The organism is Xanthomonas sp. 3793 (assembly GCF_024806835.1).
Taxonomy (GTDB): domain Bacteria; phylum Pseudomonadota; class Gammaproteobacteria; order Xanthomonadales; family Xanthomonadaceae; genus Xanthomonas; species Xanthomonas arboricola_F.
Genome location: NZ_JANTYU010000005.1, coordinates 117,367 through 143,369 on the forward strand (window position 1 = coordinate 117,367; position 26,003 = coordinate 143,369).

General features: G+C 66.1%; 19 protein-coding genes. 4 read left to right on the top strand and 15 right to left on the bottom strand.

The genetic code is table 11. The features are described 5' to 3' along the window. Window positions 1–283: 283 nt before the first annotated feature. A complete protein-coding gene (gene dusA / locus FHY18_RS17215) occupies window positions 284–1,288 on the bottom strand; it encodes a tRNA dihydrouridine(20/20a) synthase DusA (protein WP_259157269.1) in 1,005 nt (334 codons plus the stop codon). Window positions 1,289–1,413: 125 nt separating this feature from the next. Here dusA and FHY18_RS17220 point away from each other — a divergent pair, with 125 nt between their 5' ends. Then, on the top strand, window positions 1,414–1,719 hold the full coding sequence (locus FHY18_RS17220; RefSeq protein WP_259157270.1) for an NIPSNAP family protein: 306 nt from the start codon (window positions 1,414–1,416) through the stop codon (window positions 1,717–1,719). A 34-nt stretch (window positions 1,720–1,753) separates the two neighbouring features. Here the strand turns inward: FHY18_RS17220 and FHY18_RS17225 are convergent, their stop codons facing one another. From FHY18_RS17225 to aroE, 7 genes are all read right to left on the bottom strand, one after another. Next, window positions 1,754–1,978 carry a hypothetical protein gene (locus tag FHY18_RS17225; RefSeq protein WP_029221791.1) on the bottom strand — a complete coding sequence of 75 codons (225 nt, stop codon included), beginning with the start codon at window positions 1,976–1,978 and terminating at the stop codon, window positions 1,754–1,756. Window positions 1,979–3,015: 1,037 nt separating this feature from the next. Continuing rightward, window positions 3,016–3,600, bottom strand: a complete 585-nt coding sequence (locus FHY18_RS17230) for an ankyrin repeat domain-containing protein (RefSeq protein ID WP_259157272.1) — start codon at window positions 3,598–3,600, stop codon at window positions 3,016–3,018. Between the two features lie 57 nt (window positions 3,601–3,657). Continuing rightward, window positions 3,658–5,163, bottom strand: coding sequence for a catalase KatB (katB, locus tag FHY18_RS17235; protein ID WP_259157275.1), 1,506 nt, complete (start codon window positions 5,161–5,163; stop codon window positions 3,658–3,660). A 531-nt stretch (window positions 5,164–5,694) separates the two neighbouring features. Beyond that, the gene (gene dinG, locus FHY18_RS17240; RefSeq protein WP_259157276.1) at window positions 5,695–7,830 is read right to left on the bottom strand and encodes an ATP-dependent DNA helicase DinG; all 2,136 of its coding nucleotides are present in this window, start codon (window positions 7,828–7,830) and stop codon (window positions 5,695–5,697) included. Between the two features lie 281 nt (window positions 7,831–8,111). Next, window positions 8,112–8,339 carry a hypothetical protein gene (locus FHY18_RS17245; protein WP_259157279.1) on the bottom strand — a complete coding sequence of 76 codons (228 nt, stop codon included), beginning with the start codon at window positions 8,337–8,339 and terminating at the stop codon, window positions 8,112–8,114. After that, complete coding sequence (locus FHY18_RS17250; RefSeq protein WP_259157280.1) at window positions 8,336–8,689, bottom strand: hypothetical protein; 354 nt, start codon at window positions 8,687–8,689, stop codon at window positions 8,336–8,338. The genes FHY18_RS17245 and FHY18_RS17250 overlap by 4 nt, the downstream gene beginning before the upstream one ends. A 10-nt stretch (window positions 8,690–8,699) precedes the next feature. Then, entirely contained in the window at window positions 8,700–9,551 is an 852-nt protein-coding gene (aroE, locus tag FHY18_RS17255) for a shikimate dehydrogenase (protein WP_259157281.1), read from the bottom strand. A 52-nt stretch (window positions 9,552–9,603) separates the two neighbouring features. Between aroE and FHY18_RS17260 the strand changes: the two genes are divergently transcribed. Then, window positions 9,604–10,485, top strand: a complete 882-nt coding sequence (locus FHY18_RS17260; protein ID WP_259157282.1) for a TolB-like protein — start codon at window positions 9,604–9,606, stop codon at window positions 10,483–10,485. Between the two features lie 864 nt (window positions 10,486–11,349). Here the strand turns inward: FHY18_RS17260 and FHY18_RS17265 are convergent. The 3 genes from FHY18_RS17265 to FHY18_RS17275 form a co-directional block, all read right to left on the bottom strand. Continuing rightward, window positions 11,350–13,896, bottom strand: coding sequence for a sulfite reductase flavoprotein subunit alpha (locus FHY18_RS17265; RefSeq protein ID WP_259157283.1), 2,547 nt, complete (start codon window positions 13,894–13,896; stop codon window positions 11,350–11,352). Between the two features lie 374 nt (window positions 13,897–14,270). Next, window positions 14,271–15,260: a porphobilinogen synthase gene (gene hemB, locus FHY18_RS17270; protein ID WP_259157285.1), complete on the bottom strand. Its 990-nt coding sequence runs from the start codon at window positions 15,258–15,260 to the stop codon at window positions 14,271–14,273. A gap of 88 nt (window positions 15,261–15,348) precedes the next feature. Further along, the gene (locus tag FHY18_RS17275) at window positions 15,349–15,591 is read right to left on the bottom strand and encodes a hypothetical protein (protein WP_208621455.1); all 243 of its coding nucleotides are present in this window, start codon (window positions 15,589–15,591) and stop codon (window positions 15,349–15,351) included. Between the two features lie 275 nt (window positions 15,592–15,866). On the opposite strand from FHY18_RS17275, the gene FHY18_RS17280 reads away from it, so the two are divergent. Continuing rightward, window positions 15,867–16,322: a hypothetical protein gene (locus tag FHY18_RS17280; protein WP_259157286.1), complete on the top strand. Its 456-nt coding sequence runs from the start codon at window positions 15,867–15,869 to the stop codon at window positions 16,320–16,322. Window positions 16,323–16,395: 73 nt separating this feature from the next. Here the strand turns inward: FHY18_RS17280 and FHY18_RS17285 are convergent, their stop codons facing one another. From FHY18_RS17285 to FHY18_RS17300, 4 genes are all read right to left on the bottom strand, one after another. Continuing rightward, window positions 16,396–18,186, bottom strand: coding sequence for a DUF885 domain-containing protein (locus tag FHY18_RS17285; RefSeq protein ID WP_259157288.1), 1,791 nt, complete (start codon window positions 18,184–18,186; stop codon window positions 16,396–16,398). A gap of 68 nt (window positions 18,187–18,254) precedes the next feature. Beyond that, window positions 18,255–18,728: a cytochrome c oxidase assembly factor 1 family protein gene (locus FHY18_RS17290; RefSeq protein WP_259157289.1), complete on the bottom strand. Its 474-nt coding sequence runs from the start codon at window positions 18,726–18,728 to the stop codon at window positions 18,255–18,257. Window positions 18,729–18,791: 63 nt separating this feature from the next. Then, window positions 18,792–21,029, bottom strand: coding sequence for a S9 family peptidase (locus FHY18_RS17295; RefSeq protein WP_259157290.1), 2,238 nt, complete (start codon window positions 21,027–21,029; stop codon window positions 18,792–18,794). Window positions 21,030–21,719: 690 nt separating this feature from the next. Then, window positions 21,720–22,409, bottom strand: a complete 690-nt coding sequence (locus tag FHY18_RS17300; RefSeq protein WP_259157292.1) for a glutathione binding-like protein — start codon at window positions 22,407–22,409, stop codon at window positions 21,720–21,722. A 490-nt stretch (window positions 22,410–22,899) separates the two neighbouring features. Here FHY18_RS17300 and FHY18_RS17305 point away from each other — a divergent pair, with 490 nt between their 5' ends. Continuing rightward, window positions 22,900–25,911 (top strand): TonB-dependent receptor, encoded by a 3,012-nt coding sequence (locus tag FHY18_RS17305; RefSeq protein ID WP_259157293.1) that lies wholly within the window; start codon window positions 22,900–22,902, stop codon window positions 25,909–25,911. Window positions 25,912–26,003: the final 92 nt, after the last annotated feature.

Here is a 26,003-nt window from a genome sequence, read left to right on the forward strand (position 1 = left end):
GTCACAACTGGATCCTAGCGGGTTGTTCAGGAACATTCAAAATTCGTGAAACCGGCGGTGCATCACACAGGGCCGGGCGACGGAAATTGAGCCAAATTCTTGATTTTTGGGGGTGAATCCGATCTGAACTTTTTAGCTTCGTGTTAACGCCATTCAGTGAAATGAATGTCTCTGCCGGGCAGACGCCCTGCCAGCAAGGCTTTCGCTCTGGAGGACGGGCCGTCAAACCGCAGCCAGGAACAGCGCCGATCTGCCAATTCAGCTGATGCAAGCGCCGGGCCAGTCACGCCACAATGCGCCAGGGGCGGCTGTCGGTGCGCTGCAGCGCCTGCTCCACCAGCTCCCAGCCAGCGCCCGGACGGTGTGCGCCTTCGCTGAGGACCTGGCGAAACGCCCGCCCACCTGGCTGCCCATGGAACAGGCCCAGCACGTGCCGGGTGATGTGCTTGAGCGCCAGCCCTTGTTCCAGTTGCGACTCCACGTAGGGGCGCAACGCACGCAGCAACGCCTCGCGTGGCCGTTGCGGGCGCTGGGTCAATGCGGCATCGAGCTGATGCAGGACATATGGGTCGTGGTACGCGGCGCGACCGAGCATCACGCCGTCGGCCTGCTGCAGATGCGCCAGCGCAGTATCGACGGCGGCGATGCCCCCATTGAGCACCACCGGCAAACCGGGACGCTCCTGCTTGAGGCGATATGCCCAGTCGTAGCGCAGCGGCGGCACTTCGCGGTTTTCCTTCGGCGACAGGCCCTTGAGCCAGGCATTGCGGGCATGCACCACCACCATCGCCGCGCCGGCCGCGACCACCTGGTCGACGAAGCTGGCGAACACCGCGTAGTCGTCATCGTCGTCCACGCCCAGACGGCATTTGACCGTGATCGGCAGGTCAGTGGCCGCACACATGGCAGCGACGCACTCGGCCACCAGTGCAGGCTCGCGCATCAGGCAGGCACCGAAGCGCCCGGCCTGCACGCGGTCGGACGGGCAGCCGCAGTTGAGGTTGATTTCGTCGTAGCCCCATTCCTGCGCGATGCCGGCCGCCTGCGCGAGCAGGGCCGGATCGCTGCCGCCCAGTTGCAGCGCCAGCGGGTGTTCGGCCGTATCAAACCCGATCAGCCGTGCGCGATCGCCATGGATCACCGCGTTGGCATGCACCATCTCGGTATACAGGCGTGCGGACGGCGCCAGCAGGCGATGGAACACCCGGCAATGGCGGTCGGTCCAGTCCATCATCGGGGCAACGGACAGGCGCAGGGAGGCGGCGTAGCGATCGGCGGAAACGGTCATCGACGGTTGGCCGCGGCGAGCGACCATTGGAATGCGAAGCAGGATCAACAGCTTACACGGGCGTCGATGAATCTGCGGCGGTGCGGCATGGCATGCTGGGGCGCCCTGCCTGCCGGAGGCGTTACATGATCACCTGTTCGCTGCGCTATGTGATCGATCCGTATCAGTTGGCCGAATTCGAACACTACGCTCGCTTGTGGATCCCGCTGGTGGCGCGCTTCGGCGGCCAGCATCACGGCTACTTCCTGCCTTCGGAAGGGGCGAACAATATCGCCCTGGCGCTGTTTTCGTTTCCCTCGCTCGCCGAGTACGCGCGCTATCGGGAGGCATCGCTGCAGGATGCGCAGTGCCTGGCTGCGTTCGCCTATGCGGAGCGAACGCGTTGCATCATCAGTTACGAGCGCAGCTTCTTTCGTCCGGTGCTCGGATAGGCGCGTCGCGCCCGCTACCTGGACGCTGATGCGATTACGGGTTACGGAAACCCACACGCTCTTCGGCGCTCAGCGGCTTGCCGAGGGCGTGGTAGGAGGCAGCCAGCACGATCAGCGAGGTCCCCATCACCGCGTAGAAGCTCCACGAGGTCGCCAGCACATGCACCTGGCCGAACACCAGCGCGACGACGGCGGTTGCGGTGCACAGCACCATGGCCAGCAGCGACATCAGGAAAGGGATGGAGGGATCGATCTTCATGGCGGGGGTTCCAGGCTGCGATGGCTGAAGCATCGGCGTTCCCGGCCCGTTCTTGAACTGTTTTCTGCGCTTTTTTTGAGCGAATTTTAAGCAAGTCAGCGCGCGCTCAGTTTTATGTCAAAGCCTTGGCGCGCAAGGCTTTGCGCGTCGGAAATCTCCTGACGGGATGGCGGAAAAATCATCACCGGCGCCAGACTTCCAGCGCAGGCGCGACGGAAACCCGACAGGATGGACGTCACGGTTTGGCGCGCTCGAAACCAGGCCACGGGCATCGCGATCGCGGCTGTCGTTGCACTGCTGATGTGCACGCCCCCAAGGGGATGACGCGCCGCACAGACGTCCAGATGCGGGCGACAGCCCGGTCAACGGCGTATCCGTCCGGGCGCTTGCCGGAACCGTGAGACACCGTGGCCAGTGACATGCGGAGCCATCCGGACGGGCGCCCCGGACTGGATGATCTACCGCCGTCTGTCCGCAACTGGCGCAGGGACAGAGAACAGCCGGCACCAATGTGGCGGGCAGTCATCGGATCGGCGTGGACGGCACCCGCACCCAGGGTCGTACGAGCGATACATGCGCACCGACGCCGCGGACGCGCGCCTGGCGGGCGCACAGTCCCTGTGTGAGCTGCCCTGAACTGCCTGCCTACTCGCCTGCGTCGACCGCGTACCGGCCGCGATCATTGCGCGCTATCGACGCACCGGGACCGGCTCACACCCGTAGCCGGCAAGGATGAGGTAGATACGTACGCCCCGGAACTGCCGCCGCGTCTGCGCGGTTGACCCGAAGTCCCGACATCGGTCGCGCCTGCCTGCGGGCTGCGCGGCAGTACGCCGCGATGGCTGTGTTGGCCGCTTCCGCGCGCCAAGCGCGATATCGCCGGGAGCATCAGCACGCGTGACGCCAGCAGCCGGCCGGCGCGTGTCCCTCTAGACCACCGTCCACGTCGCGACGTGTCACGCACTATCAAGAGCAGCTTGAGCAGACGCGCAACTGACAAAGCGCGCAAGGCATGCGAAGCGCTCGACCAAACCCGATCAGCGGGCCGGGGCAGTAGCGAATTCGCCGCGCTGCAACTTGGTCACATCGTTGCCCTGCCCGTCCTTGAGGCTGAGGTCTGCGCCCTTGGCGGCCAGATCCTTGAGCACGTCGGTGCGCTGGAACAGCGCTGCGTACATCGCCGCGGTCTGGCCGGCGTTGTTGCGTTGGTCGGGCGCACAGTCGGCCTGCATCAGGCGCTTGGCGATACCGAGCTCGCCCTTGAAGATCGCGCCCATCAGCGCGGTGTTGCCGCGCTTGTCCTGCGCGCAGGGGTCGGCGCCGGCACTGAGCAACTGTTCCACCGCAGGGCGTTGGCCGTGGTAGGCGGCCAGGATCAGCGCGGTATAGCCCTTCTCGTCGCGGGTATTGAGGTCGTAATGCGAGCGAATGAACTCGGCCAGCATGTCCTGGCGGCCTTCGCGCGCGGCATCGAAGAAGTACTCACGCAGCTGCAGCTTGATCTGCTCCGGGCTCGACGTGGATGACGTGGATGACGTGGGCGCTGCGGGCGTGGCAGACGGCGAGGCAGCGATGGCTGGCGCGCACAGGGCGCTCAGCATGACCAACAGCAAGGTGCGCATATCGCTCTCCCAAGACGGGGACGGCATCGCGGCATGGCCGCGATGCCGTCGGGTGGATCAGTCCTGCAGGCTGGAGGCCAGCTGCTTGACGCGCGCCAGGTCGCCCTTGGCAACGCGGGTGACGCCAGTGCCGTACTCGGGGTCGGCCTTGTACAGGAACGACAGCATCAGGTGCTTGCTCTCGGTATCGGTGGTAGCCAGCGACTCGCCGAAGCTCTGCACCAGATCGGCGCGATCCTTCTTGCTGTAGGAGCGGTACAACTCACCGGCCTGCTTGAAGTTCTGCTCGCGGGCGATCTTGGCCTGCTGCGTGGTGCCCGACAGCGGCAATTCGCTGTAGCGTGCAGCGGTGTCCTGCGGACGCGGCTCCAGGCGGCTCGGCTCGTAGTTCACGCCGCTGGTGGTGTGGCCGTGATTGGCCTCGCCATCCTGGTTGCCATTGTTGACCGCCACGCGCGGACGATTCACCGGCAGGCTCAAACCATTGGTGCCGACGCGATACAGCTGGGTGTCGGCGTAGGAGAAGATACGCCCCTGCAACAGACGGTCTTCGGACGGTTCGATCCCCGGCACCAGGTTGGCCGGTGCCATCGCCACCTGTTCGGTTTCCTGGAAGAAGTTGTCGACGTTCTTGTTCAACACCATCTGGCCGACCTTCTGCTCCGGCACGTCCGGCCAGATCTTGGTGGCATCCAGCGGGTCGAAATCGAACTTGGCCAGGTCTTCGGGCTTGAGCACCTGCACGTACAGGTCCCACTTCGGGAAATCGCCCTTCTTGATCGCACCGACCAGATCGTTGGTCAGGTGGCTGTAGTCCTTGGCCTGGACCGCGGCAACCTGCTTGGGATCGAGGTTCTTGATGCCCTGCAACGTCTTCCAGTGGAACTTGACGTAATGCACCTCACCCTGGGCGTTGACCAGCTTGTAGGCATGCACGCCGTTGCCATCCATGAAGCGATAGCCGGCAGGCGTGCCTTCGTTGGAATACAGCAGCGTCAGCGTGCGGGTGCTTTCGGGCACGTGTGAGAAGAAGTCGAAGCGACGCGAGTCGTCGTCCAGATTGGTGCGTGGGTCCGGCTTGAACGCGTGGACCATGTCGGGGAACTTGATCGCATCGCGGATGAAGAAGGTGGGGAAGTTGTTGCCGACCAGATCCCAGTTGCCTTCGCTGGTGTAGAACTTAGTCGCGAAACCATGCGGGTCGCGCAGCGTTTCCGGCGAGTGATTGCCGTGCACCACCGATGAAAAGCGCACGAACACCGGGGTCTTTTCACCGGCGCTGAACACCTTGGCCTTGGTCAGGTTGGACAGATCGGCGGTGGCAGTGAACTCGCCTTTGACGCCGGTGCCGCGCGCATGCACCACGCGCTCGGGAATGCGCTCGCGATCGAAGCGCTGCAGCTTCTGGATCAGCTGCACGTCCTGCAGCAGGGTCGGGCCGGTGGCGCCGGCAGTCTGCGAGTTCTGGTTGTCGCCCACCTTGGCGCCGTTGTCGCGGGTCAGCACGGATTGGGCGAAGACCGGTGGGGCGATCAATGTGGGGGCTAGCAGGGCTAGCACCATGAGGGATCCAGGGCGCATGGCGTCAGCTCGTGTTGAGGGAGCTGAATCATGGCGAGCGGGCCGAAGCGAGAGAAGTCGTTAGTTATGATCGCAGCGATAGGCGAACATGATGATGACTGCGTTGCGTGATATGTATCGCTAAATGCCCAGGCAGTAGGTTGCAGATCGTCGGGTTGTGTCCGCGCAAACGCCCCACGCGGACTTCGCCGTGCATGAAGAAAGTGCGGATGGGCCTAGCGCAATGCTGCGATGCAAGGTTGGAACGCCTGGAGCGATTGTCAGAGCGCCGTCGTTCCAAACGCACTCCTCGCGGGCGGAATGAGGTCACGGGCATGCATGCGCTGCGCTGTCCATCTGCCGCCGCGGCTGTCGCCGCAGCAATCACTGCCTGCATGACGATGCGCTGATCGGTGTACGAACGCAGGGTGCGATCTCGCTCATACAGCGATGCTGACGCAGCGGCACCGCTTGTGTATCGGCCGATGCCTGCATCGATGCAGAACCTGCACCGATGCGGCACCTGGTAGTCGATCAACGCCCGATCACCCGCTTGAACGGTGGCAGCGCGTCGATGATGCGTTTTCCGTAGCGACGCGTCAGCAGGCGCGAGTCGAGAATGATGACGCGACCGTGGTCGCTGGAACTGCGGATCAAACGGCCGGCGAACTGCGTCAGCGTGCGTAGCGCGTGCGGAATGGCAATCAGGTTGAAGGCGTTATGGCCGCGGCTCTCCAGCCATTCGCTCAAGGTGGAGGTCTGCGGATCGGTCGGCACGGCGAACGGCACCTGGGTGATGACCACCGTGGTGCAGGCCTCGCCGGGCAGATCCAGGCCTTCGCCGAAGGAATTGAGCCCGAACAGCACCGAGCCCTCGCCGGCGGCGATGCGGCGCAGGTGTTCGGTGATCAGTTGCGACTTGTTGCCTTCGCCCTGCACCAGCACGCGGTTGCGTTGCGCCAGCGGCATCAGGTCGGCGACCTTTTCCATCTTCCAGCGCGAGGTGAATAGCACGATGCTGCCCTTGGCGTTCCAATCCAGTTCGCGCACCAGATACCTGGCCACTTCCTTGGGATGGCCTTCGCGGTCGTCCGGGGTGACCGGGAAATTGGGCACGATCAGCTCGGCCTGATTGGGCAGGTCGAACGGCGAGGCCAGCGAGGCCATTTCGGCGTGATCGGGCAGGCCGTTGTCGATGGCGAAGGCCTGGAAATCGCCGCCGCCGGTGAGCGTGGCCGAGGTCATCACCACCGAATCGACCTCGTTCCAGATCATCGTGCGCAGCACCTGCGCGGCCGACACCGGCGAGCAGTGGCAGACCAGGTCGCCGTCGCGCGAGAGGGTGATCCAGCGCGCCATCGGCGGCTGGCCTTCCTTGTCCTCGCGCCGCCAGCCGCTCCACAGATTGTGCTGCTGCTCGGCCATTTCCAGCGCCAGGCCCAGGTTGCGTTGCAGGCGCTCGCGTGCGGCATCGTCCTGCTTGCCCTTGGCCACCGCGCCATGGGCGGCATGCACCCAGTTGAACAGCGCGCGGGTTTCTTCGCCAAGTTCTTCGATGGCCGGGCCCCACTGCGGTGGCAACTTGCCGTTGGCAGCACGCCATAACGGATCGCGCTCGCCTGGCTCGGGCTTCCAGACGCGCTCGACCTCGGCATGGAACGCCTTGAGCAGCTTGGACACTCGCGCCGCCACGTCGATGGCTTCGTTGGGCAGCAGGTTGCCGATCCTGTCCTTGTCCACCGCGCGGTACGCAGCGGCGATGAGAATCTGCATGCGGCCAGTGCGCTTGGCCATCTCGTCCAGCGGCAGATTGGCCGCACCCTGGTCGATCGCCACGCCGGCGATGTGATGGCCCTCGTCGAGCACCAGCAGCATGTCCGACGGCGGGGCGATCAGCGGCTGACCGTTTTCGGCATCGCCCAGCGACAGCGAGGACAGCAGCAAGGCGTGATTGGTGACCACGATCTGCGCTTCGCGCACATCGGTGCGTGCCTTGAGTACCGGGCATTGCGCGGCATAACTGCAACGGCGCCCCGCACAGCCGGAGGCAGGCGTGGTGATGCGCATGCGCAACGGCACCGAAACCTGCTCGGGAGCATCGTCCAGGTCGCCGTTCCAGGTGCGCGCGGCGTAGGCCTTGGCCAGCCGTTTGGCCAGGTCCGCATCGACGGGGCTGAGCGGGCGGTCGTACAGCGCCTGCTCGTCTTCGAACATGGCGTTCTGGCTGGTGTCGCCTTCCAGCTCGGCGGCATTGCGCGTGCACAGATAGCGGGTGCGGCCCTTGGCCAGCGCCACGGTCGCTTCCAGCCCGGTGGCCTTGAGGAAGGCCGGGATGTCGCGCTCCACCAGCTGCGACTGCAGCGCCACGGTGCCGGTGCTGATCACCAGCTTCTTCTTGGTGGCCAGTGCGATCGGCACGCCGGCGGTGAGATAGCCCAGGCTCTTGCCGACGCCGGTAGGCGCCTCGGCAATGCCGATGCCACCGGAAGTGGCCAGCGCACGCGAGACCAGGCCGATCATCTGGCTCTGCGCACGGCGGGTGGCAAAGCCGGGCGTGTTGGCCTGCAGCTTGGCGTAGGCGTCGCGGATGCCGGCCTTGATCGGGTCGGTCAGCACACGCTGGGTGGGAACGGGCGCGGACGGCGCAGCCGGTGGGGCAAGATCACTCATCGCCCTATTTTCGCACGGACCGGCGCAGCGCCTGCGACCGATACGCGGGGCAGCTGAACCTGTTTGTGCACTGCCGATGCATTGCCTGGGACCCAAGCGCTGGAACGGAAGAACGGCGGGGCGTCGGCGGTCAGAGGCAAACGCTGCGCTCGACACGTGCCTGCCTGCCGCGCGTGCCGCTGTCGCGCACTGCTGGTTGTTTTGAATGCCAGGCAGCAATGCGTGGACGCGCTCGGAGACCGGCACCCGGCAAGCACCGCCAGACTGTCAGACCAGTGCGATCAGGCGCGCTGCGGCCAGGCGTAACGCGTCCAGACCAGGCCGATCACCGCCATCATCGCGCCCACCGCCAGCATGCCGATGCCCACCCCGGACGGACCGAAGCGCTCGTACAGCAGGCCCGCACGGTTGACGGTCGCCAGGGACTGCGGATGCAGCAATGTCCAACCGCCCTGCCCTGCACAGATCAGCCCGACCAGGGTGAGCGCCAGCGCCTTGAGCGGGATCATGCGCGCGGACCGGCAGCAGGCGGCAGCCGTTGCAGGCTGCGCGCCAGGGTCCACACCAGCACGCCGATGCCCACGCCTTGCACGGCGGTCAGCACGAAGCGGCCGACGCCCATCACCAGACCGATCTGGCGCACGTTGCCCTGCTGCATCAACAACATCGGAATCGCCTGCAGGCCCACCTCGGCCAGCACACAGCCCAGCAGCAGCCACAGCCCGGCCAGCGCGGCACGCCGCAGCGGCCCGAAGGGGGCGCGCCACAGCAGTACCAGCCCCAGCAACAAGGCGATCAGCATCGGCACCCGCGACAACAGGCCGGTGATCAGGCTGAGCAGGATGTCGGTGGTGGTCATGGCCAACGGCTCAGTCCGCGCTGACCAGCACGGCATCGCGTGCGCGCAGCGCGGCGTAGACCGGGTCGGTGTCCGGGCGCACGCCGTGCCACAGCGCGAAACTTTCGGCAGCCTGTTCCACCAGCATGCCCAGGCCGTCGATGGCGTAACGGCATTGCGCCGCGCGCGCCCAGGCCAGGAACGCGATGGCGGTTTGCCCGTAGTTGAGATCCACCGCGGCAGTGAGGCTGTTGACCAGGCCCAGCGGCAGCGCGAATGCACCGGCGTCACGGTCGCGTCCGGCGGCGGTGGCGTTGACGATCAGCTCGAAGTCGCCGAGCTCGCGCAGGTCTTCGATGTAACGCGATACCACCCTAGCGGGTTCGCCGAGCGCATCGCACAACGCATCGGCGCGCTCGGGCGAGCGGTTCACCACCACCATTTCGGTGATGCCCGCTTCCAGCAAGGCCGGCGCGACGCCGCGGGCGGCACCACCGGCGCCGAGCAGCAACACGCGACGACCGCGCAGATCCAGGCCGTGGCGATCGGTGAGATCGCGCACCAGGCCGATGCCGTCGGTGTTGTCGCCCTGCCACTGGCCATCGTTGCGCACCAGCGTGTTCACCGCCCCGGCCAGCTGCGCGCGATCGCTCAGGCTGGCGGCCAGCGCAAAGGCGGCCTCTTTCAACGGCAAGGTGACGTTTGCGCCCTTGCCGCCTTCGTCGGCGAAGCGCTGCAGCGTGCTGGCGAACGCTTCCGGCGGCGCATCGATGGCGGTGTAGTCCAGCGCGATGCCGGTCTGCTTGCCGAAGTCGGCATGGATGGCCGGCGACAGCGAATGGGCGACAGGGTGACCGAACACGGCATAACGGGATACGGGCATGAAACGCTCTCTGGTTGACTAGACTGTGCGCGACCTGGAGCAGGAACACCGCATGCAACTTCGATGGACGCCGCTCGCGCTGGCGGCGAGTTTACTCTTCGTCCCGTCCGCGTCGGGACTTGCCGAGTTCGGCATCGAAGGCATGGGCGTGGTGTCCACACCGGCCAACGAGGCGCACGCCACGCTCAGCCCGGATGGGCAACGCATCGTCTGGGCCAGCGACCGCGCCGGGGGCCCCGGTGGCTGGGACCTGTGGCAGGCGCATCTGCGCGGCGGGCGCTGGCAGGACGCGCAGCCGCTGCCGCTCAATACCGCGCAGGACGAGATCACGCCGCTGTTCAGTGCCGATGGGCGCTGGCTGCTGTTCGCCTCGTCGCGGCCGGCCGGCACCGGTGGCAGCGACCTGTACCGCGTGCCGGTCGATACGCAGGGCGGCCTGGGCGCGGTGCAATCGTTGGGCGCGGCGATCAACAGCCGCGGCAACGAGCGCGCGCCCAGCCTGTCGCTGGACGGCACGCGCCTGCTGTTCGCCAGCGATGGCCACGGCGGCGCCGGCGGCCTGGATGTGTTGGTGGCGCGCTGGGATGGGCGCGCGTTCACCGCACCTGCGCCACTGCGCGACATCAATACCGGTGCCGACGAACTGGATGCGGCCTGGCTTGGCGACGGGCGTGGCCTGGTATGGGCGCGCGGTGCAGTCGATGGCCCCAGCCAGTTGTTGCTGGCCACATGCAGCAACGGGCACTACGCCCAGGACCAGGCCTTGCCGCTGTCGTTCAACGGGCCGCAGGAGCGCACGTTCGGCGCAGTGGTGGATGCGGCCAAACCGGGCGAGCTGCTGGTCACCGGCAGCGCGCGCGCACCACGCGCGGGGCAACTGGATATCTACCGGATGAAGGCGCCGGCGGTGGAGGGAGATGCCAGCTGCCGTTGAAGGCGGATGGATGCGCAAACTCTTGCCAGGGGCTGCCTGGGACACTACTTCACGCCAAGCTGTTGCAGAGCGGATGATCTGGGTCACGCTGCAGGGCGCTGATCTGCGGTGTGACTGTAGGGCTGCTGATCTGAGGCTTGGTCGCAGGGCCCTTGCCCGCCTACCATCGCAGGATACGCCGCAAGTACGTCCTGCTAGGCTCTTGCGCGGCATCCGTGCCGCGTAAGGTCCCGCGCCGGTAGGCGGACAAGGGCCAGTCGAGATGGTCGGTGTGCATGGTCAAAAGCGGGAGCGGCAGCAAGCGGGTCAGATGCAGCGGTGGTTGCATGATCCTTGTGATCTGGCAGACGTGGTCTGATTGCCAAAACTTTCCGTCGAAGGCGGGCAGCAAGTGGATGGGGTTTTCCCCCTATCGCTAATCGTCATCCACACATGCATACAAGCAGCCAGGCCGCTGCGTTAAGTCCTCTCGCTTAAGTCATCCCGCTTGTGCGGTTCCATCAGCGCACGACCAACTTGGCAGGCGTGATGTCCTTACCGGTTCCGGGACCCTTGGCGGCATGGATGCCGCCAAGGAGCCTGCATGGACGGATTCACGGCGTGTCCCGGAAGTGGTGAGGGCATCGCGCCCTCGATCAACCAGGCTTTCGATTCAAGCATCGGACCGCGCTTAGACGCCGCCATGGTTGGCAGCTCACAAAACCACCGCGCACGCTGCAAGGAGTGCATGGTCGAGACTAGCTAGGACGCAGCATGTATCGGTCGTTCACCGCGATTTCTCCAAACCGCTCGCACCCGCTTAGCGACCGCACGCCACGTTTTACTAGCCGCTCCAACGCAGCGATGCAGTGGCGATGACCGCGCTCAATACACATCGCGCCGATAACGTCCCGCTGCGGTCAGCGACTCCAGCCGCGTCTCGCCCAGCAAGTCGCGCAGCGTGGCATCGACCTCACGCGCCATGCTGTCCAGGCTGCCGCAGACATGGATCACCGCACCGCGATCGATCCAGTGGCGCAAGGTGTCGCCGGTCTCGCGCAAGTGATGCTGCACGTAGCGCTTGTGCGCCTGGTCACGCGAGAACACCCGGTCCAGCTGCTGCAGATGGCCACGTGCATGCCAGGCCTGGAGTTCGTCGGCAAACAGACCATCGTGCGCGGCCTGCCGTTCGCCGAACAGCAGCCAATGCCCGTGCACGCCGGCCAGCTCGGCCTCGCGCAACAAGGCACGTAAACCGGCGATGCCGGTGCCGTTGCCGATCAATACCATCGGCGCCGCCTCGACGCGATGGAAGCCGGGATTGGTGCGCAACCGCGCGCGCACCGCCGCACCCATCGGCGCATGGCAGATCAGCCAGCCCGAGCCCAGCCCTGGACTGCCATCGCTGCGGGCGGTCAGGCGCACCACCGCCGTGGCCACGCCATCGGCCGGCACGCTGGCCATCGAATAGTCGCGCGTAGGCAGCCAGTCGCAGGCATCCAGCCAGGCCTGTGGATCGGGACACGGCGCTGGCGGCACGGCCGGCGGCGGCGGCAGCACCCGCTCGGCGGCGGCCTGATGCAGCGGCAGCAACTGCGCATCGACATGCACCAATGCATCGGGCGAAAGGCCCCACGCCGCCAGACATGCACGCACCTGCGCATCGGCGTGCGCAGGCTGCACCTCGAGGATATCGCCCGCCTGCCAGTGCGCCTGCCAGTGCGCCTGCAGCGATGGCTGCAGGTCGATGCGCCAGATCGGCGCCCCCTCGCTGCCCGGGTTGAGATGCGTGCGCGAGGACAGCGTCCACTGCGTCAGGCGCGGCCGCGTCAGCGCGACAGCGGCCACCGGCGCGCCGGCAATCTGCGCCAGCTGCGCATGCCATTGCGCAAGCGCCTGCGGGTCGGCGTTGTCCATTTCCACGGCGGGGAACAACGCGCGTGCGCCCTGCGCGTCCAGCCACTGCTCGATGCGCCGCGAAAATCCGCAAAACTGCGCATATTGGCGGTCGCCCAGTGCCAGTACCGCGTAAGCCAGCTGCGGCAAGGCGATGCGCTGGCGCAGCAGTTCGCGCTCGAATCCGCGCGCCGCGTCCGGCGGCTCGCCATCGCCGAACGTGCTGATCACCAGCAAGGCGTGCCGGGTGGCCTGCAACCGCGGCGCATCCACCTGCGCCAGCGCGCGCACCTGCACCGGCAGGCCGGCCGCCTGCAGATGCCCGGCCGCCTGCCAGGCCAGCCGCTCGGCAAAACCGCTCTGGCTGGCGAAGGCGATCAACCACGGCTCGGCCTGCGAGGCCGGCGGCGCGCCCTGCAGCAGCACGCGCGCGGCGCGCAACTCGCGCTTCTTGCGGCGGCGATCCAGGTACAGCATCCAGCCGCTGATGAAGAACACCGACATGCCGACGCTCGCCAGCATCACCACGATGCGCCCCGGCAATCCGAAAAAACTGCCCGAGTGCAGCGGGAACATGCTCACCAGCCACTGCTGGCCGCGCGGCAACTGCGCGTAATCCTGGCGACGCAGCAAGGCGCCGCTGGCGGCGTCGATTTCCAGATTGTCGTAGGCGCGGTCGTGGTCGGGCCGGTCCGGCAAGAACCGTACGCTCATCGGCTGCCCGGCACGGGTGGGGACCCGCAGATCCAACGCGGCGTGGTGGGTGCCCGGGATACCGTCCAGAGTGCGCTGCACGCGCGCGAAATCCACCGTCGCCGGCCGATGCTCGCCCCCGTCGCCGCGCATGGCCGGCTCCTTGCCGAGCAAGGCCACCATGCCGTCGCGATACCAGTCGTACGACCAGGTCAGCCCGGTCAGCGCGACCAGCAGGTAGACCAGCAGGCACCAGGTGCCGAACACCGCATGCAGGCTCCACAGAAAACTGCGCCCCTGCCGCCGCCATTCCACCGCCCACCAGGTCCGCAGGCTCCACCAGCGCCGCGGCCAACGCAGATACAGCCCGGACGCGCAGAAAAACAGCAGGATCAAGGTACATGCCCCGGTCACTGCCTGGCCGCGCTTGCCCGCAGTCAGATGGCGGTGCAGGTCTTCGATAAACGCAAACGCGCCACTCAAGCGCGGCGCGGCGACGCGCTCGCCGGTGTAAGGGTCGAAGTACACGCGCCCGCCGCCCTTGCCTGCCAGACGTGCAGTGGAAGGCCGCGCGCCGGTGGGGTCGATCAGCATGCGTGTCACCGCCTGCTGTTTTCCTGCATCGCGCGGAGTCAGGTCGAGCCGCTGCAACAACACATCCACCGGCAACGCACGCTCGCCGGCGGCATGCCGCACGGCCAGCTGCGCGATGGCCGGATTGGCCAGCCGCACGATCTCGTTTTCGAAGGACATCAGCGCGCCGGTCACGCCCATCACCGACAGCACCAAGCCGGCCGTGATGCCGAGCAGCCAGTGCAGTTGGAACAGAACCGTCTTGAACACGCGCGAACAACCTGAAGCGGCAGGGCTCGCTATTGTAGATGAGAATCGTTATCGCAGTCGGCGCGCCTGGACCGATGGCGAATGCGTCGTCTTGCCGGCAGCCCTGGCCGGCCACGCTGCTTGCGCATCGCGATCAGGCGCCTGGTGGCTGGCCTGCGGCCCTAGGCCGGCGATGTGCCAGGAAATAGAAGCAGATCGCGTGGATCAGATCGAACCGCTACAGCGCACAACAGGCCGGCGCTGCCGGTCCGTGCAACAACGCGGAAGATCCGACACGACCATCGGATGCCCTCTTCACCGCATCGAATGCGCGTTGAACGGCATCCAGGAAAGATGCCACCCCAACGCCTCTCACGCAGCACGTCTAGACGCGCTCAGCCTTCGCGCAGCCAGCGCGCCACCTGCGGCGCGAAATAGGTCAGCACGCCATCGGCACCGGCGCGCTTGAAGGCCATCAGCGCTTCCAGCACGCAGCGGCGTTCGTCCAGCCAGCCGTTGGCGGCGGCCGCCTTGAGCATCGCGTACTCGCCGCTGACCTGGTAGGCGAAGGTCGGCACGCGAAATTCCTGCTTCACCCGGCGCACCACATCCAGGTACGGCATGCCCGGCTTGACCATCACCATGTCCGCGCCCTCCTCCAGGTCCAGCGCAATCTCGCGCATGGCCTCGTCGCTGTTGGCCGGGTCCATCTGATAGGTGGTCTTGTCGGCCTTGCCCAGATTGCCGGCGCTGCCGACCGCATCGCGGAACGGGCCGTAGAACGCCGAGGCGTACTTGGCCGAATACGCCATGATGCGCACGTTGAGATGGTCGTCGGCATCGAGCGCGCGACGGATCGCACCGATGCGGCCATCCATCATGTCCGACGGCGAGATGATGTCCACACCCGCTTCGGCATGCGACAGCGATTGCCTGACCAGCGCTTCGACGGTGATCTCGTTGAGCACATAACCCTTGGCGTCGATGATGCCGTCCTGGCCGTGGGTGGTGTACGGGTCCAGCGCCACGTCGGTCATGACCCCCAGCTCCGGGAAGCGCGCCTTGAGCGCGCGCACCGCACGCTGCGCCAGGCCATCCGGGTTCCAGGCCTCGGCCGCATCCAGGCTCTTGCCGGCCGGGTCGATCACCGGGAACAGGTCGATCACCGGAATGCCCAGTTCCAGCGCGTTTTCCGCTTCGCGCAGCAGCTCGTCCAGCGACAGCCGCTCCACGCCCGGCATCGAGGCGATGGGCGCGCGGCCGGACAACTCATGCACGAACACCGGCCAGATCAGGTCATCGGTGGTCAAGGTGTTTTCGCGCATCAGGCGGCGCGAAAACGCATCGTGGCGCATGCGGCGGGGACGATAGTGCGGGTGGGCCATGACAAGGCTCCTTGTGACAGCCCACAAGTCTACGCCCGCCACCTTGCTGCAGACGCCGCTGCGACGCACTGTCGCAGCGCTGCAACGGCTAGATCACGCCGCCGCCCAGGCTCAAGCGGATCACCCCGACCACGATCACCAGACCGTTGAGCAGCAGGCCGGTCTTGGCGCGGCCACGATGGCCGGCCGAGGTAAACAACAGCGCGATCGCCGCGATCAGCGCACCCACTGCCGCGAACGGAATCAGGAACCAGTTGCCCCAGCCCAGCAGCGGAATGAAGGCCAGCACCATCCACAGCAGCGCCACGATCCCCCACAACAGACTGATCAATCCCACGTGCCACCTCTCCTTGAACAAAGCGCGAGCATACCGGCGCGACCGTCCGCACGGCGTGGGCAGGTGGTCACCCTGACCAATGGCGGCTTGGCGGCAGCCTCACACGGGCGTGGCTAGTGTGAGACAGCGTCCGATGGGTTTCAGAGTGCTGCCAGGACCATGGCGTCGCCGCCACCAGGTGGCACGTCGGCTTGCCGCGTCGTGTTAGCCACTCTTCAGTTAGGGCGCCGGATCATCGCCGTCATCACCATCTTTCAGGGGGCCACATCATGAACAGGCATTTCGTCGTCGGCGCCGCGCTGGCCCTGCTGCTGGCCGGCTGTGCCAGCAGCTCCAAGGTGATGCTCGGCCAGGCACGCGCCCCGATCGACCCCGCCCAGGTGCAGGTCTATTCGCATGCCCCGGTCGGCTCGGTGGAGATCGCCCAGCTCGAATCCACCAGCGCCGCCGGTTTCGGCACCCAGGGCCAGACCGATGCCGCCGTGCAGCGCCTCAAGCGCGAAGCCGCCAAGCTGGGCGCCAACGGCGTGGTCATTGTCGGCGTCGGCTCGGAACGCTCCGGCGGCGGCCTGTCGGTCGGCGGCGGCAGCTACGGCGGCCGCGTCGGTGGCGGCCTGGGCATCGGCATCCCGACCACGCAAAAACGCGCAGCCGGGATGGCGATCTGGGTGCCGGCGGGAGCGCAGGCCGGGCCGGACTCGGACGCGCCGCCGCCAGCACGCTAACCCGCCAGCTGCTTCAGGCAGCGGCATGGGGCTGCTGGCGACGGCTGCCTCATGCCCGTGTCACGCCCCCTGCTCAGCGCTTTTTCTGCTGCGCCGGAATGAACTGCGTTTCCACCGCCTTGGCCAGCTGATCTGGTGGTAGCAGGCCCTGGTCGAGCAGGAAGTTGTTGAAGGCCAGGCGATCGAACTTCTTGCCGAGGGCCAGTTCGGTGCGCATACGCAGTTCGAGGATGCGGGTGTAGCCGTAGAAGTAACTGCCGGCCTGGCCGGGGGCGCGGACGGTGTAGCGGTCCAGTTCCTGGCGGGTCATCGCCGGCGAAAGGCCGACGTCGTCTTCCAGCACCTGGCGTGCGCGTTCACGGTCGATCAGGCCCAGGTTGAGCATCGGGTCGAGCATGGCGCGGGCAGCGCGCAACAGGCGGAACTGCAGGGCGATCAGCTGGCCGTCCAGCGGTTCGTACGGCACCATTTCGGCTTCGGCATACAGCGCCCAGCCTTCGACGTTGACCGAGTTGAACGCGAACATGCTGCGCGCCAGCGACACGCCGCGTTCGACCATGGCGGTGAACTGCAGTTCGTGACCGGGGCGACCTTCGTGCGCGCTGAGCGTCCAGGCGGCCGAGCCGAAGTTGAAGTCGTCGTACTGCTCTTTCTTGCCGCCCTCGGCGGATGGGTTGCCCAGCGGCAGCACGAACTGACCCTGCTGGCCGGTATTGCCGATCAACGGCGCGGGCAGGAAGTGCGGCGCAGGTTGCGCAGCGCTTTCGGCGGCACTGCCCAGGCGCATCTGCATCGGGCGGTTGGGCACATCGACGATGCGCTGCTGACGGATGATCGGGTCGATCTGGTCGATCACGCCGCGGTAGTGGGTTTCCAGCTGGTCGTCGGCGATCTTGTTGCCCTTGAGCGCGCGGATCACCTGCACGTAATCCTCGCCTTGCACGCCCTTGGCCTTGGCCACCAGCGGGGCCAGCTGGCGCATGGCCGAGCGGGTCTCCATGAATTCCAGTTGCGCGCGCTGGATCAGCTGCTGCGGAGCGATGTCGATGCCGACCTGCTTGAGTTGATACGCGTACAGGGGTTCCGGCAGGCGGGTGTCCTTGCGTGCCTTGGGCAGCACGGTGCTGCGAGTCCAGGCGGCATAGTCCTTGAGCTGGGTGGACATGGCCTTGAGCGCCTCGTCGGCGCCGGCGATCTTGTACTTGGCGAACAGCTCGCCGATGCCTGCGACGTAGGTGTCCACGTTGGCCAGCGCCTGCTCCACTTCGCGCTGGGTGGGCTGCAGCAACGCCTTGTTGCCCAGCTTTTCCTCGTAGCGCTGGCGCGCCAGCGTGGTGGTGGGTGTGCTGCCCGGCACCAGGCCGACGTAACGCTTGAGGCGGTCCAGCGCCTTGGCGCGGCGCTCAGGCACGGTCTGGTCGGACAGCAGACCGTTGAGGCCACTGAAGACCGCCTCAGGCGCGTCGCTCCAGGGCAACAGATAGCGCTCGTTGAGCTCGCTGCCTTCGATATTCTGCTCGGCGGCGCCGATCATGATCTGCAGGTCCTGACGCACGTTGGCATCGCGCTCGGTGGTCAGCTTGGTTTGCAGCGTGGCGCGCGCCTTGCGCATGGCATCGCGATAACGCGCGGCGTTGTCCGGCCCCAGGTCGACGACCTGGTCGTCATAGCCGGGCACGCCGAAGAAACTGGCGTATTCGGGCTGGAACGGTGCCTGCGCGTTGAGCAGGATCTGCGCGTAGCCGTTGCTGATCTGTACCCAGGCCGGGCTGGCGGGTTGTGTCGGCGCTGTCTTGCCGGTCTGTGCCTGCAACGGCAACGAGGAACCGAGCGCCAGCGCAACGGCGAGAACGAGTGGCTTCATGAGGCAGATCCGCGAATTGAGTAGCGCGACCCTACCCATCTGCAACGGCCGCGGCAATCTGCCTTAGGTCATGGCAGGCAGGGCTGCGGTGGCGATGGTGTGGCCGGCAACATATCGATCTGGCCGCCATGGGTGCCGGCGAAGGTCAGTGTCTGGTAGGTCCAACGGCCATGCCGGCGCGTGGCATCCACCTGCACGCTGCCGTTCCCGCGCGGCCCATGCAGGCCCACGCTGAAATGCGCCTCGCCCATGTCGCCGACGTAACTGATGCTGCCATCGGGTAGGAGCGCGTCGGTGATGGGCGTGCCCAGGGTCTGCACGACCTGCGTATCGGCCTTGGCGATGCGCAGCGCGTCGCGGTACACATCGCTGGATTTCACCACCGCGGCAATCGCGTAGATCAGCGCGCCGATCACCAATGCCAGCAGCACGAACAACGCCACGCCGATACCGGGCACGACCCACTTCCAATGCCGGCTCCAGACATCGACAGCGCGCGGGCGCTGCGGCGATGCAGCGGGGATGGGTGGCGGCAGCGACATGGCACTCCTTGCGCAGATGCAGGGGAAAACGGCAGGCGAGACCTGGAACGAAGCGGCGAGCGTCTACTGCTGCGACGGCATCAGGCAGCGCTGCAAGAACGCCTCGGCGGTCTTGTAACGGTGCAACGCAGTACTGCCGGACAGGCCGTGCTTTGCGCCTGGATACGTCATCAACTCGAACGGCGTGCCGCGTTGCTGCAGCTCGCTCATCAGCGCGGTGGAGTTGGTGAACAGCACGTTGTCGTCGGCCATGCCGTGGATCAGCAGCAGCCTGGCGTGCAGGCCATCCAGATGGGTGGCGACGCGCGCGTTGCGATAGCCGGCGGCGTTGCCGGCCGGCAGGTCCATGTAACGCTCGGTGTAGTGGGTGTCGTACAGGCCCCAATCGGTGACCGGTGCGCCGGCCACGCCGCAGGCGTAGACGTCGCTGTGTTTGGCCAGCAGCATCAGCGTCATGTAGCCGCCGTTGGACCAGCCCTGTACGCCGATGCGGGCCGGGTCCACCCAACGCTGCGCCTTGAGCCAGGCCACGCCTTGCAGCTGGTCGTCCACTTCCACCGTGCCCTGCTTGCCGTACAGCGCGCCACCGAAGTCGCGGCCGCGTCGCGGGGTGCCGCGGTTATCCAGCGAAAACACCACGTAGCCACGCTGCGCAAGATATTGATCGAACAACGCATCGCCACGGCTGGGCCAGGCATCGAGCACGGTTTGTGCCGCGGGACCGCCGTAGACGTAGACGATGACCGGGTAGCGCTTGCTCGGGTCGAAGTTGTCCGGCTTGGTCAGCCGGTAGTGCAACGGAGTCTTGCCATCGGCTGCGGTCAGCGTGCCGAAACCGATCGGGCGCTGTGCATCACGGTACCTGGCATAGGGATGTTGCGGATCGGCCAGGTCGTTCTTGAGCAACGTGGCGATTTTTTCGCCATTGGCACGGAACAGCTCGATCTGCGGTGGTGTGGTCGTGTTGGACCAGCTGTCGACATACACGCTGGCGTTGTTGGCGAAGCTGGCCGCATGCGTGCCGTTGGAGGCCGAGCGTTTTTCGATGACGCCCCCGGCCAGCGGCGCCGCGTAGAGCTGCGTTTGCGTGGGCGAATCCTTGCTGCCGGCGAAGTACACCAGGCCGGCCTGCTCGTCGACGGCCAGCAGCGCGTCCACCACCCAGGCGCCGGAGGTCAGCGGCGTGAGCGTGGCGCCGTCTTCGGAGGCGAGGTACAGATGTTCGTAACCGCTACGTTCGGAGTTCCAGACAAAGCGGCCGTCCTTGAGAAAACGCAGATCGTTGTGGAGCGGCACCCAGGTCGGCGAGGTTTCGGTGATCAGCGTGCGTTGCCTGCCGCTGGCCAGCATGGTCTCGATCAGCTCCAGCGTCTTTTGATCGCGCGATTGACGCTGGAAGGTCAGGCGCTGTGCATCGCGCCAATCCACGCGTGCCAGGTAGATATCGGCGTTGTCGCCCAGGTCGATCCAGCGTGGCGCCGCACCGGTGCGTGGTGCGATCACACCCAACTGCACCGCCACGTTGGGCTGGCCGGCCTGCGGATAGCGCTGGCTGATCACCTCGGTATGGTCGGCATAGACCTCCGGGCGCTTTTGCACCGGCACGCCGGATTCGTCGATGCGCGCAAAGGCGATCGCCGAGTCGTCCGGCGCCCACCAGTAACCGGTGTGGCGATCCATTTCTTCGTCGGCGACGAACTCGGCCACGCCGTTGCCGATGGTCTGGCTGCCGTCGCTGGTGAGCTGCAGCTGCTTGCCGCTGACCAGGTCGATCACCCACAGGTTGCGCTCGCGCACGAAGCTGACAAAGCCGCCCTTGGGCGAGAGCTTGGCATCGGTGGCGAAGCCTTCGCCGTGGGTCAGCTGGCGCACTGCGGCAGCGCCGGTCCTGTGCAGGTCGTACAGATACAACTCGCCACCAAGCGGGAACAACAGCGCCTGCGCATCCGGCGCCCACTGGTAATCGACGATGCCATTGAACGCGGCGATGCGCTGGCGCTCGCGGCGGGCCTTTTCGACATCGCTGAGCGTTTCGGTGCCGGGCAGCACGACCTTGGAATCGACCAGCAGCCGGGTCTGGCCGCTGGCGATGTCGTATTCCCACAGGTCCAGCTGGTTGCGGTCGCTGTCCTTGCCGCGCAGGAAGGTCACGCGCGAACCATCCGGAGCCACCTTGGGCTTGAGCAAGGTCGGACCGGACAGCGGCAACGGGCCGGTGATGGCCTCCAGGGTGAGTTTTTCGGCGTGGGCCATGGGGACGGTGCTGAGCATGAGGGCAAGGGCGGCGAACAGGGCGCGCATCGAAGATCCTGTCTTGGGATAGCGCACAGGATGCGGGCGCGTGGGGTGTTTGAGAAGCGCGGCGATGGGCGGCGATGGCGCGCGCGCGCGATGAGGGATGTACGCGCGGCGGTGCGCGTGTGCTGCAGCGTGGTGCTGGGGTTGTTGGTTACGCTGCTTTCCTGCGAGCAGAGGTGCCTGTGGACTGGTGGTTGCAGTTGGCGCGCTGCCGATGAGAGGTGCGCATTTCATGCGGCGCAGCTTGCGGGGGCGGTGGGTCTGGCGCTACTTGCGTACCCTCACCCCAACCCCTCTCCCGGGGGAGAGGGGCTCGAGGCGCCGGGCTTGTGCCGCGCGCGGATGATGCATGCGCGTGCCGCTGCAAACGCTTGATGCTGCTTGCTGGCGCTACTTGCGTACCCTCACCCCAACCCCTCTCCCCGGGGGAGAGGGGCTCGAGCTGCCGGGTTTGCGTCGTGCGCGGATAATGCATGCGCGCGCCGCTACCAACCCGTGATGCTGCTTGCTGTTGCTGCTTGCTGTTGCTGCTTGCTGTTGCTGCTTGCTGTTGCTGCTTGCTGTTGCTGCTTGCTGTTGCTGCTTGTCTTTGTTGCTTGCTGATGCGGTTTTGCGTTGGTTCTTGCTGCGCAGCTGCAACAGTCGCCGCTCTCGCCGTATGGCCTGTTGCGCGAGCGCTCCTGCCGCTTTGCCTCAACGCTTGCCGAACAGGTGCTTGCGCTCTTCGTCGCTGAGCGGCTTGCCGGCGTTGGGGTTGACCTGCTCCTTGAGCGCATACGCGCGTTGGGTTGCCGGACGCGCGGCGATGGCGTCGTGCCAGCGCTTCAGGTGAGGGAAGTCGGCGTAATCGGGGCGAATGTCGGCATAGACCTCGATCCATGGATAGCTGGCCATGTCGGCGATGCCGTAATCGTTACCGGCCAGGAACGCATGATCGGCCAGACGCTTGTCGAGCACGCCATGCAGGCGGCGTACCTCGGCGTTGTAGCGGTCGATTGCATAGGCAATCTTTTCGGGGGCGTAGACGTTGAAGTGGCCCATCTGGCCGGTCATCGGGCCCAGCCCGCCCATCTGCCAGAACAGCCATTCCAGTGCGGCGATGCGGCCGCGGGCGTCGCGCGGCAGGAAGCGGCTGGTCTTCTCGGCCAGATAGAGCAGGATCGCGCCGGACTCGAACACGCTCTGCGGCCCGCCGCCATCGGCCGGGGCATGGTCGACGATGGCCGGCATCTTGTTGTTGGGCGAGATCTGCAGGAACGCCGGCTCGAACTGCTCGCCCTTGCCGATATTGACCGGCTTGAGGGTGTAGTCCAGCCCGGATTCTTCCAGGAACAAGGTGACTTTGTGGCCGTTGGGGGTGGGCCAGTAATACAGGTCGATCATGCGTGCTCCGGTACGTGAGGGGTGATGCGCGACAGGGACAACGAGGCGGCCATCGACGCGCGCAGGCACGCGTCATGAGATCGGCAACGACCTTGCGGCCAGGCCGACCTGTGCGCCGGCCGTGTTCGCCGGTGCACGCGGGGCCGTCCTGTCGGTCGCAGCGATGTCCTTCGCAACAGGGTGCAGCAGTGGAATCGGGGATTCGCGCGAGCCCAAGGGCTGCGAGCCGTCGCCGATTCCGAATGACCACTGCCACGTCCCAGCGGTGAGGCACTGCCCCATCGCCGCTCGATGGTACGGCCAAGCCGTTGCGTGCGCGTGTATCGGTCGATGCCCTGACTGGAACGATGTGTGACGCCAGTGGCTCGCGGCCGATGCTGCACTGCAAATTGACTTCGTTAAGCCGGCGCTAACAAATGCGCGATTGCTGGTCGACCTTTTGCCTGTCCCGCCTGGGGCCGGCTTTTCCTTGCTTGGGGATGGAATCATCGTGAGAGAGCTACGCACCCTGCCGCGCACGCGGCGCTTGACGTCTGCCTTGTTATTCGCATTGTCGACGCCGCTTGCCGCGCAGACCGCGCCTGCGCCGCAGTCGGCATCCACTGTCCCCGGCTCCAGCCAGGCCGACCCTGCCACGCTCGATACCGTCCAGGTCAGCGGTATCCGCGGCAGCCTCACCTCGTCGATGAACGTCAAGCGCGATGCGCAAGGCATCGTCGATGGCATCGTGGCCGAGGACATCGGCAAGTTCCCCGACACCAACCTGGCCGAGTCGCTGCAGCGCATCAGCGGCGTGTCGATCGACCGCTCGCTGGGCGAAGGCTCGCGCGTCACCGTGCGCGGCGTCGGCCCGGACTTCAACCTGGTGCTGTTGAACGGCCGGCAGATGCCGGGCGCCAGCATCGAAGAATCCAACGCCTCCAACTCGCGTGCGTTCGACTTCGCCAACCTGGCGTCGGAGTCGATCTCCGGGATCGAGGTGTTCAAGACCAGCCGCGCCAGCACGCCCACCGGCGGCATCGGTGCCACCATCAACATCAAGACGGCCCGGCCGCTGGACAACCCGGGCATGCATGCCAACGTGGGCCTGAAGGGCGTGCACGATGCGTCCAACGAGAACCTGCCCGGCCGCCTGCAGGGCGATTCGCTGACGCCGGAAATCTCCGGCATCTTCAGCACCACCTCGGACGATGGCCGCTTTGGCGTGTCGCTGAGCGGCAGCTACCAGGAGCGCGACTTCGGCTACAGCCAGGTCGGCGTGCCCAATGGCTGGCGCGCATTCCGTGGCGATTCCACCGCCTACGGCACCATTCCGCAGCCGGGTACGCCGGGTTCGGAGAACATCGTCAACCGCCCCGGCCCGAACGATATCTATTCGGTGCCGCAGAACCTCAACTACCGCGTGGTCGGCGTCGAACGCCAGCGCACCAACGGCCAGCTGGTACTGCAGTACAAGCCGCTGGACAACATCACCACCACGCTGGATTACACCTATTCGGAAAACAAGATCCAGCAGCAGCGCAACGAAATGTCGGTGTGGTTCAACTACGGCCCGTCGGCCAGCGCCTGGACCAACGGCCCGGTGGCCGGTCCGATCACGTATTCGGAAATCGTCAACCCGGCCACCAGCGATCTGGCCACCGCCGGCTCCAACGCGGCCACGCGCAACCAGAACAAGTCGCTGGGCTTCAACGTGGATTGGGCGGTGAACGACCAGTTCAAGCTCAACTTCGACATCCACCGCTCCACCGCCGAAGCCGGCGCGGACAGCCCGTATGGGTCGAGCAACTCGCTGGGCGTGTCGGGTTTCTACCGCGGCACCTCGGTGGTGGATTTCAGCAAGGATTTCCCGGTATTGCAGCAGCAGCTGGGCTTCGGCCTGAACGGGCTGGACCCCTCGCGCACGCTGGTCACCGGCTCGGCGTTCCGCAACAGCTACATGAAATCCGAGATCGACCAGGCGCAGGTCAACGGCGACTTCACCTTCGAAAACTATTCGCAGTTGAAGTTCGGCATCGGCAGCACCGAGGTCAAGAACCGCTCGGCGTTCTCCAACGTGCAGCGCGATACCTGGAACGGCAACGGCACCGCAGCCGACTATCCGGACGACTTGTGGATCCCCAGTGCGTTTGCGCAGTACTTCGACGCGATCGACGGCAGCGGCAACCCGGCGCAATTCAACCAGCTGTTCCTGTTCGACTTCGAGCGCGCACGTCAGGCCGCCGCGCAAGCCGCCGGCGACGATGCGCTGTACCGCACCTCGCCGGTGTTCACCACCGACCGCCGCGTGACCGAAAAATCCAAGAACGCCTATTTGCAGTGGAACAACAGCTGGGACGATCTGCGCGTGCCGATCAGCCTGGCCGCCGGTGTGCGCTACGAAGAAACCAAGGTGGACGCACAGGCGCTGGTGCCGGTGGCGGTCGGCATCGACTGGGTCGCCAACAACGAGTTGCCGATTCGTGTGGCCAATTCGGCGTTCGCCAGCGACAGCGGCAAGTACGAATACTGGCTGCCCAGCCTGGACCTGAGCTTCAAGCTCACCGAAGACCTGGTGCTGCGCGGCAGCTACGGCGAAACCATCGGCCGTCCCGGCTGGGGCGATATCCAGGGCGGGCAGACGCTCAGCGAGATCGCGCGCGTGGAAGGCGGCACCGGCCGGGAAGGCAACCCGGGCCTGAAGCCACTGCTGTCGCACAACATCGACCTGTCGCTGGAGTGGTACTACAGCGATGCCAGCTACGCCTCGGTAGGCTTCTTCCGCAAGAACATCGACAATTACATCGGCGTGACCACGCGCAACGATACCTCGCTGGGCTTGAATACCCCGATTGGCGGCACCTACTGGAACGAAGCGCTGGCCAATGGATGCGCCTCGGCCGACCTGACCTGTATCCGCAACTACATCTTCCGCAATCGCAACGGTTCGCCGGGCGTAGTGCGCGCGGCCGATGCCAACGGCAACGCCACCGGTGTGATCAGCGGGCAGCCGGGCGACCCGGTGGCCAACTTCGCCATCACCGCGCCAGCCAACCAACGCTCGGCCTCGCTGGACGGTTGGGAATTCAACCTTCAGCACATGTTCGGCGCCAGCGGCTTCGGCGTGTCGGCCAACTACACCAAGGTCGATTCCGGGCTGACCTACGACAACGCGGTGATCGGCGAGCAGTTCGCGCTGGAAGGGCTCAGCGATTCGGCCAACGTGGTCGGCTTCTACGACAAGGACAAGTGGCAGGTGCGTGCGGCCTACAACTGGCGCGACGAATTCCTGGCCGCGCGTTTCGACGGTAGCGGCCAGCCCAATCCGGTCTACACCGAAGCCTATGGCCAGCTGGATCTGAGCATCGGCTACCAGTGGAACGAGAACCTGTCGCTGAGCCTGGAGGCGATCAACCTCACCGACGAGGTGCAGCGCCAGCACGGCAGGCAGAAGAACCAGATCGTCTACGCCACCCAGACCGGCCCGCGCTACATGCTGGGCCTGCGCTACAAGTTCTGGTGATGTAACTGCGGTACCGAGCCCCCCGGCAGCGCGTCTGCCGGGGGGCTTGCACGACCTTCCTGCGACAGGTGCAGCACTGCACCGGCACTTGC

Excerpts from the sequence above, each read along its gene's own strand:
- FHY18_RS17260 (WP_259157282.1), top strand. The coding sequence starts at position 9,604 with ATGCAACTTCGATGGACGCCGCTCGCGCTGGCGGCGAGTTTACTCTTC.
- FHY18_RS17245 (WP_259157279.1), bottom strand. The coding sequence starts at position 8,339 with ATGATCCCGCTCAAGGCGCTGGCGCTCACCCTGGTCGGGCTGATCTGT.
- dinG (WP_259157276.1), bottom strand. The coding sequence starts at position 7,830 with ATGAGTGATCTTGCCCCACCGGCTGCGCCGTCCGCGCCCGTTCCCACC.
- FHY18_RS17300 (WP_259157292.1), bottom strand. The coding sequence starts at position 22,409 with ATGATCGACCTGTATTACTGGCCCACCCCCAACGGCCACAAAGTCACC.
- FHY18_RS17290 (WP_259157289.1), bottom strand. The coding sequence starts at position 18,728 with ATGTCGCTGCCGCCACCCATCCCCGCTGCATCGCCGCAGCGCCCGCGC.
- FHY18_RS17220 (WP_259157270.1), top strand. The coding sequence starts at position 1,414 with ATGATCACCTGTTCGCTGCGCTATGTGATCGATCCGTATCAGTTGGCC.
- FHY18_RS17285 (WP_259157288.1), bottom strand. The coding sequence starts at position 18,186 with ATGAAGCCACTCGTTCTCGCCGTTGCGCTGGCGCTCGGTTCCTCGTTG.
- FHY18_RS17230 (WP_259157272.1), bottom strand. The coding sequence starts at position 3,600 with ATGCGCACCTTGCTGTTGGTCATGCTGAGCGCCCTGTGCGCGCCAGCC.
- hemB (WP_259157285.1), bottom strand. The coding sequence starts at position 15,260 with ATGGCCCACCCGCACTATCGTCCCCGCCGCATGCGCCACGATGCGTTT.
- FHY18_RS17280 (WP_259157286.1), top strand. The coding sequence starts at position 15,867 with ATGAACAGGCATTTCGTCGTCGGCGCCGCGCTGGCCCTGCTGCTGGCC.
- FHY18_RS17225 (WP_029221791.1), bottom strand. The coding sequence starts at position 1,978 with ATGAAGATCGATCCCTCCATCCCTTTCCTGATGTCGCTGCTGGCCATG.
- aroE (WP_259157281.1), bottom strand. The coding sequence starts at position 9,551 with ATGCCCGTATCCCGTTATGCCGTGTTCGGTCACCCTGTCGCCCATTCG.
- FHY18_RS17250 (WP_259157280.1), bottom strand. The coding sequence starts at position 8,689 with ATGACCACCACCGACATCCTGCTCAGCCTGATCACCGGCCTGTTGTCG.
- katB (WP_259157275.1), bottom strand. The coding sequence starts at position 5,163 with ATGGTGCTAGCCCTGCTAGCCCCCACATTGATCGCCCCACCGGTCTTC.
- dusA (WP_259157269.1), bottom strand. The coding sequence starts at position 1,288 with ATGACCGTTTCCGCCGATCGCTACGCCGCCTCCCTGCGCCTGTCCGTT.
- FHY18_RS17295 (WP_259157290.1), bottom strand. The coding sequence starts at position 21,029 with ATGCGCGCCCTGTTCGCCGCCCTTGCCCTCATGCTCAGCACCGTCCCC.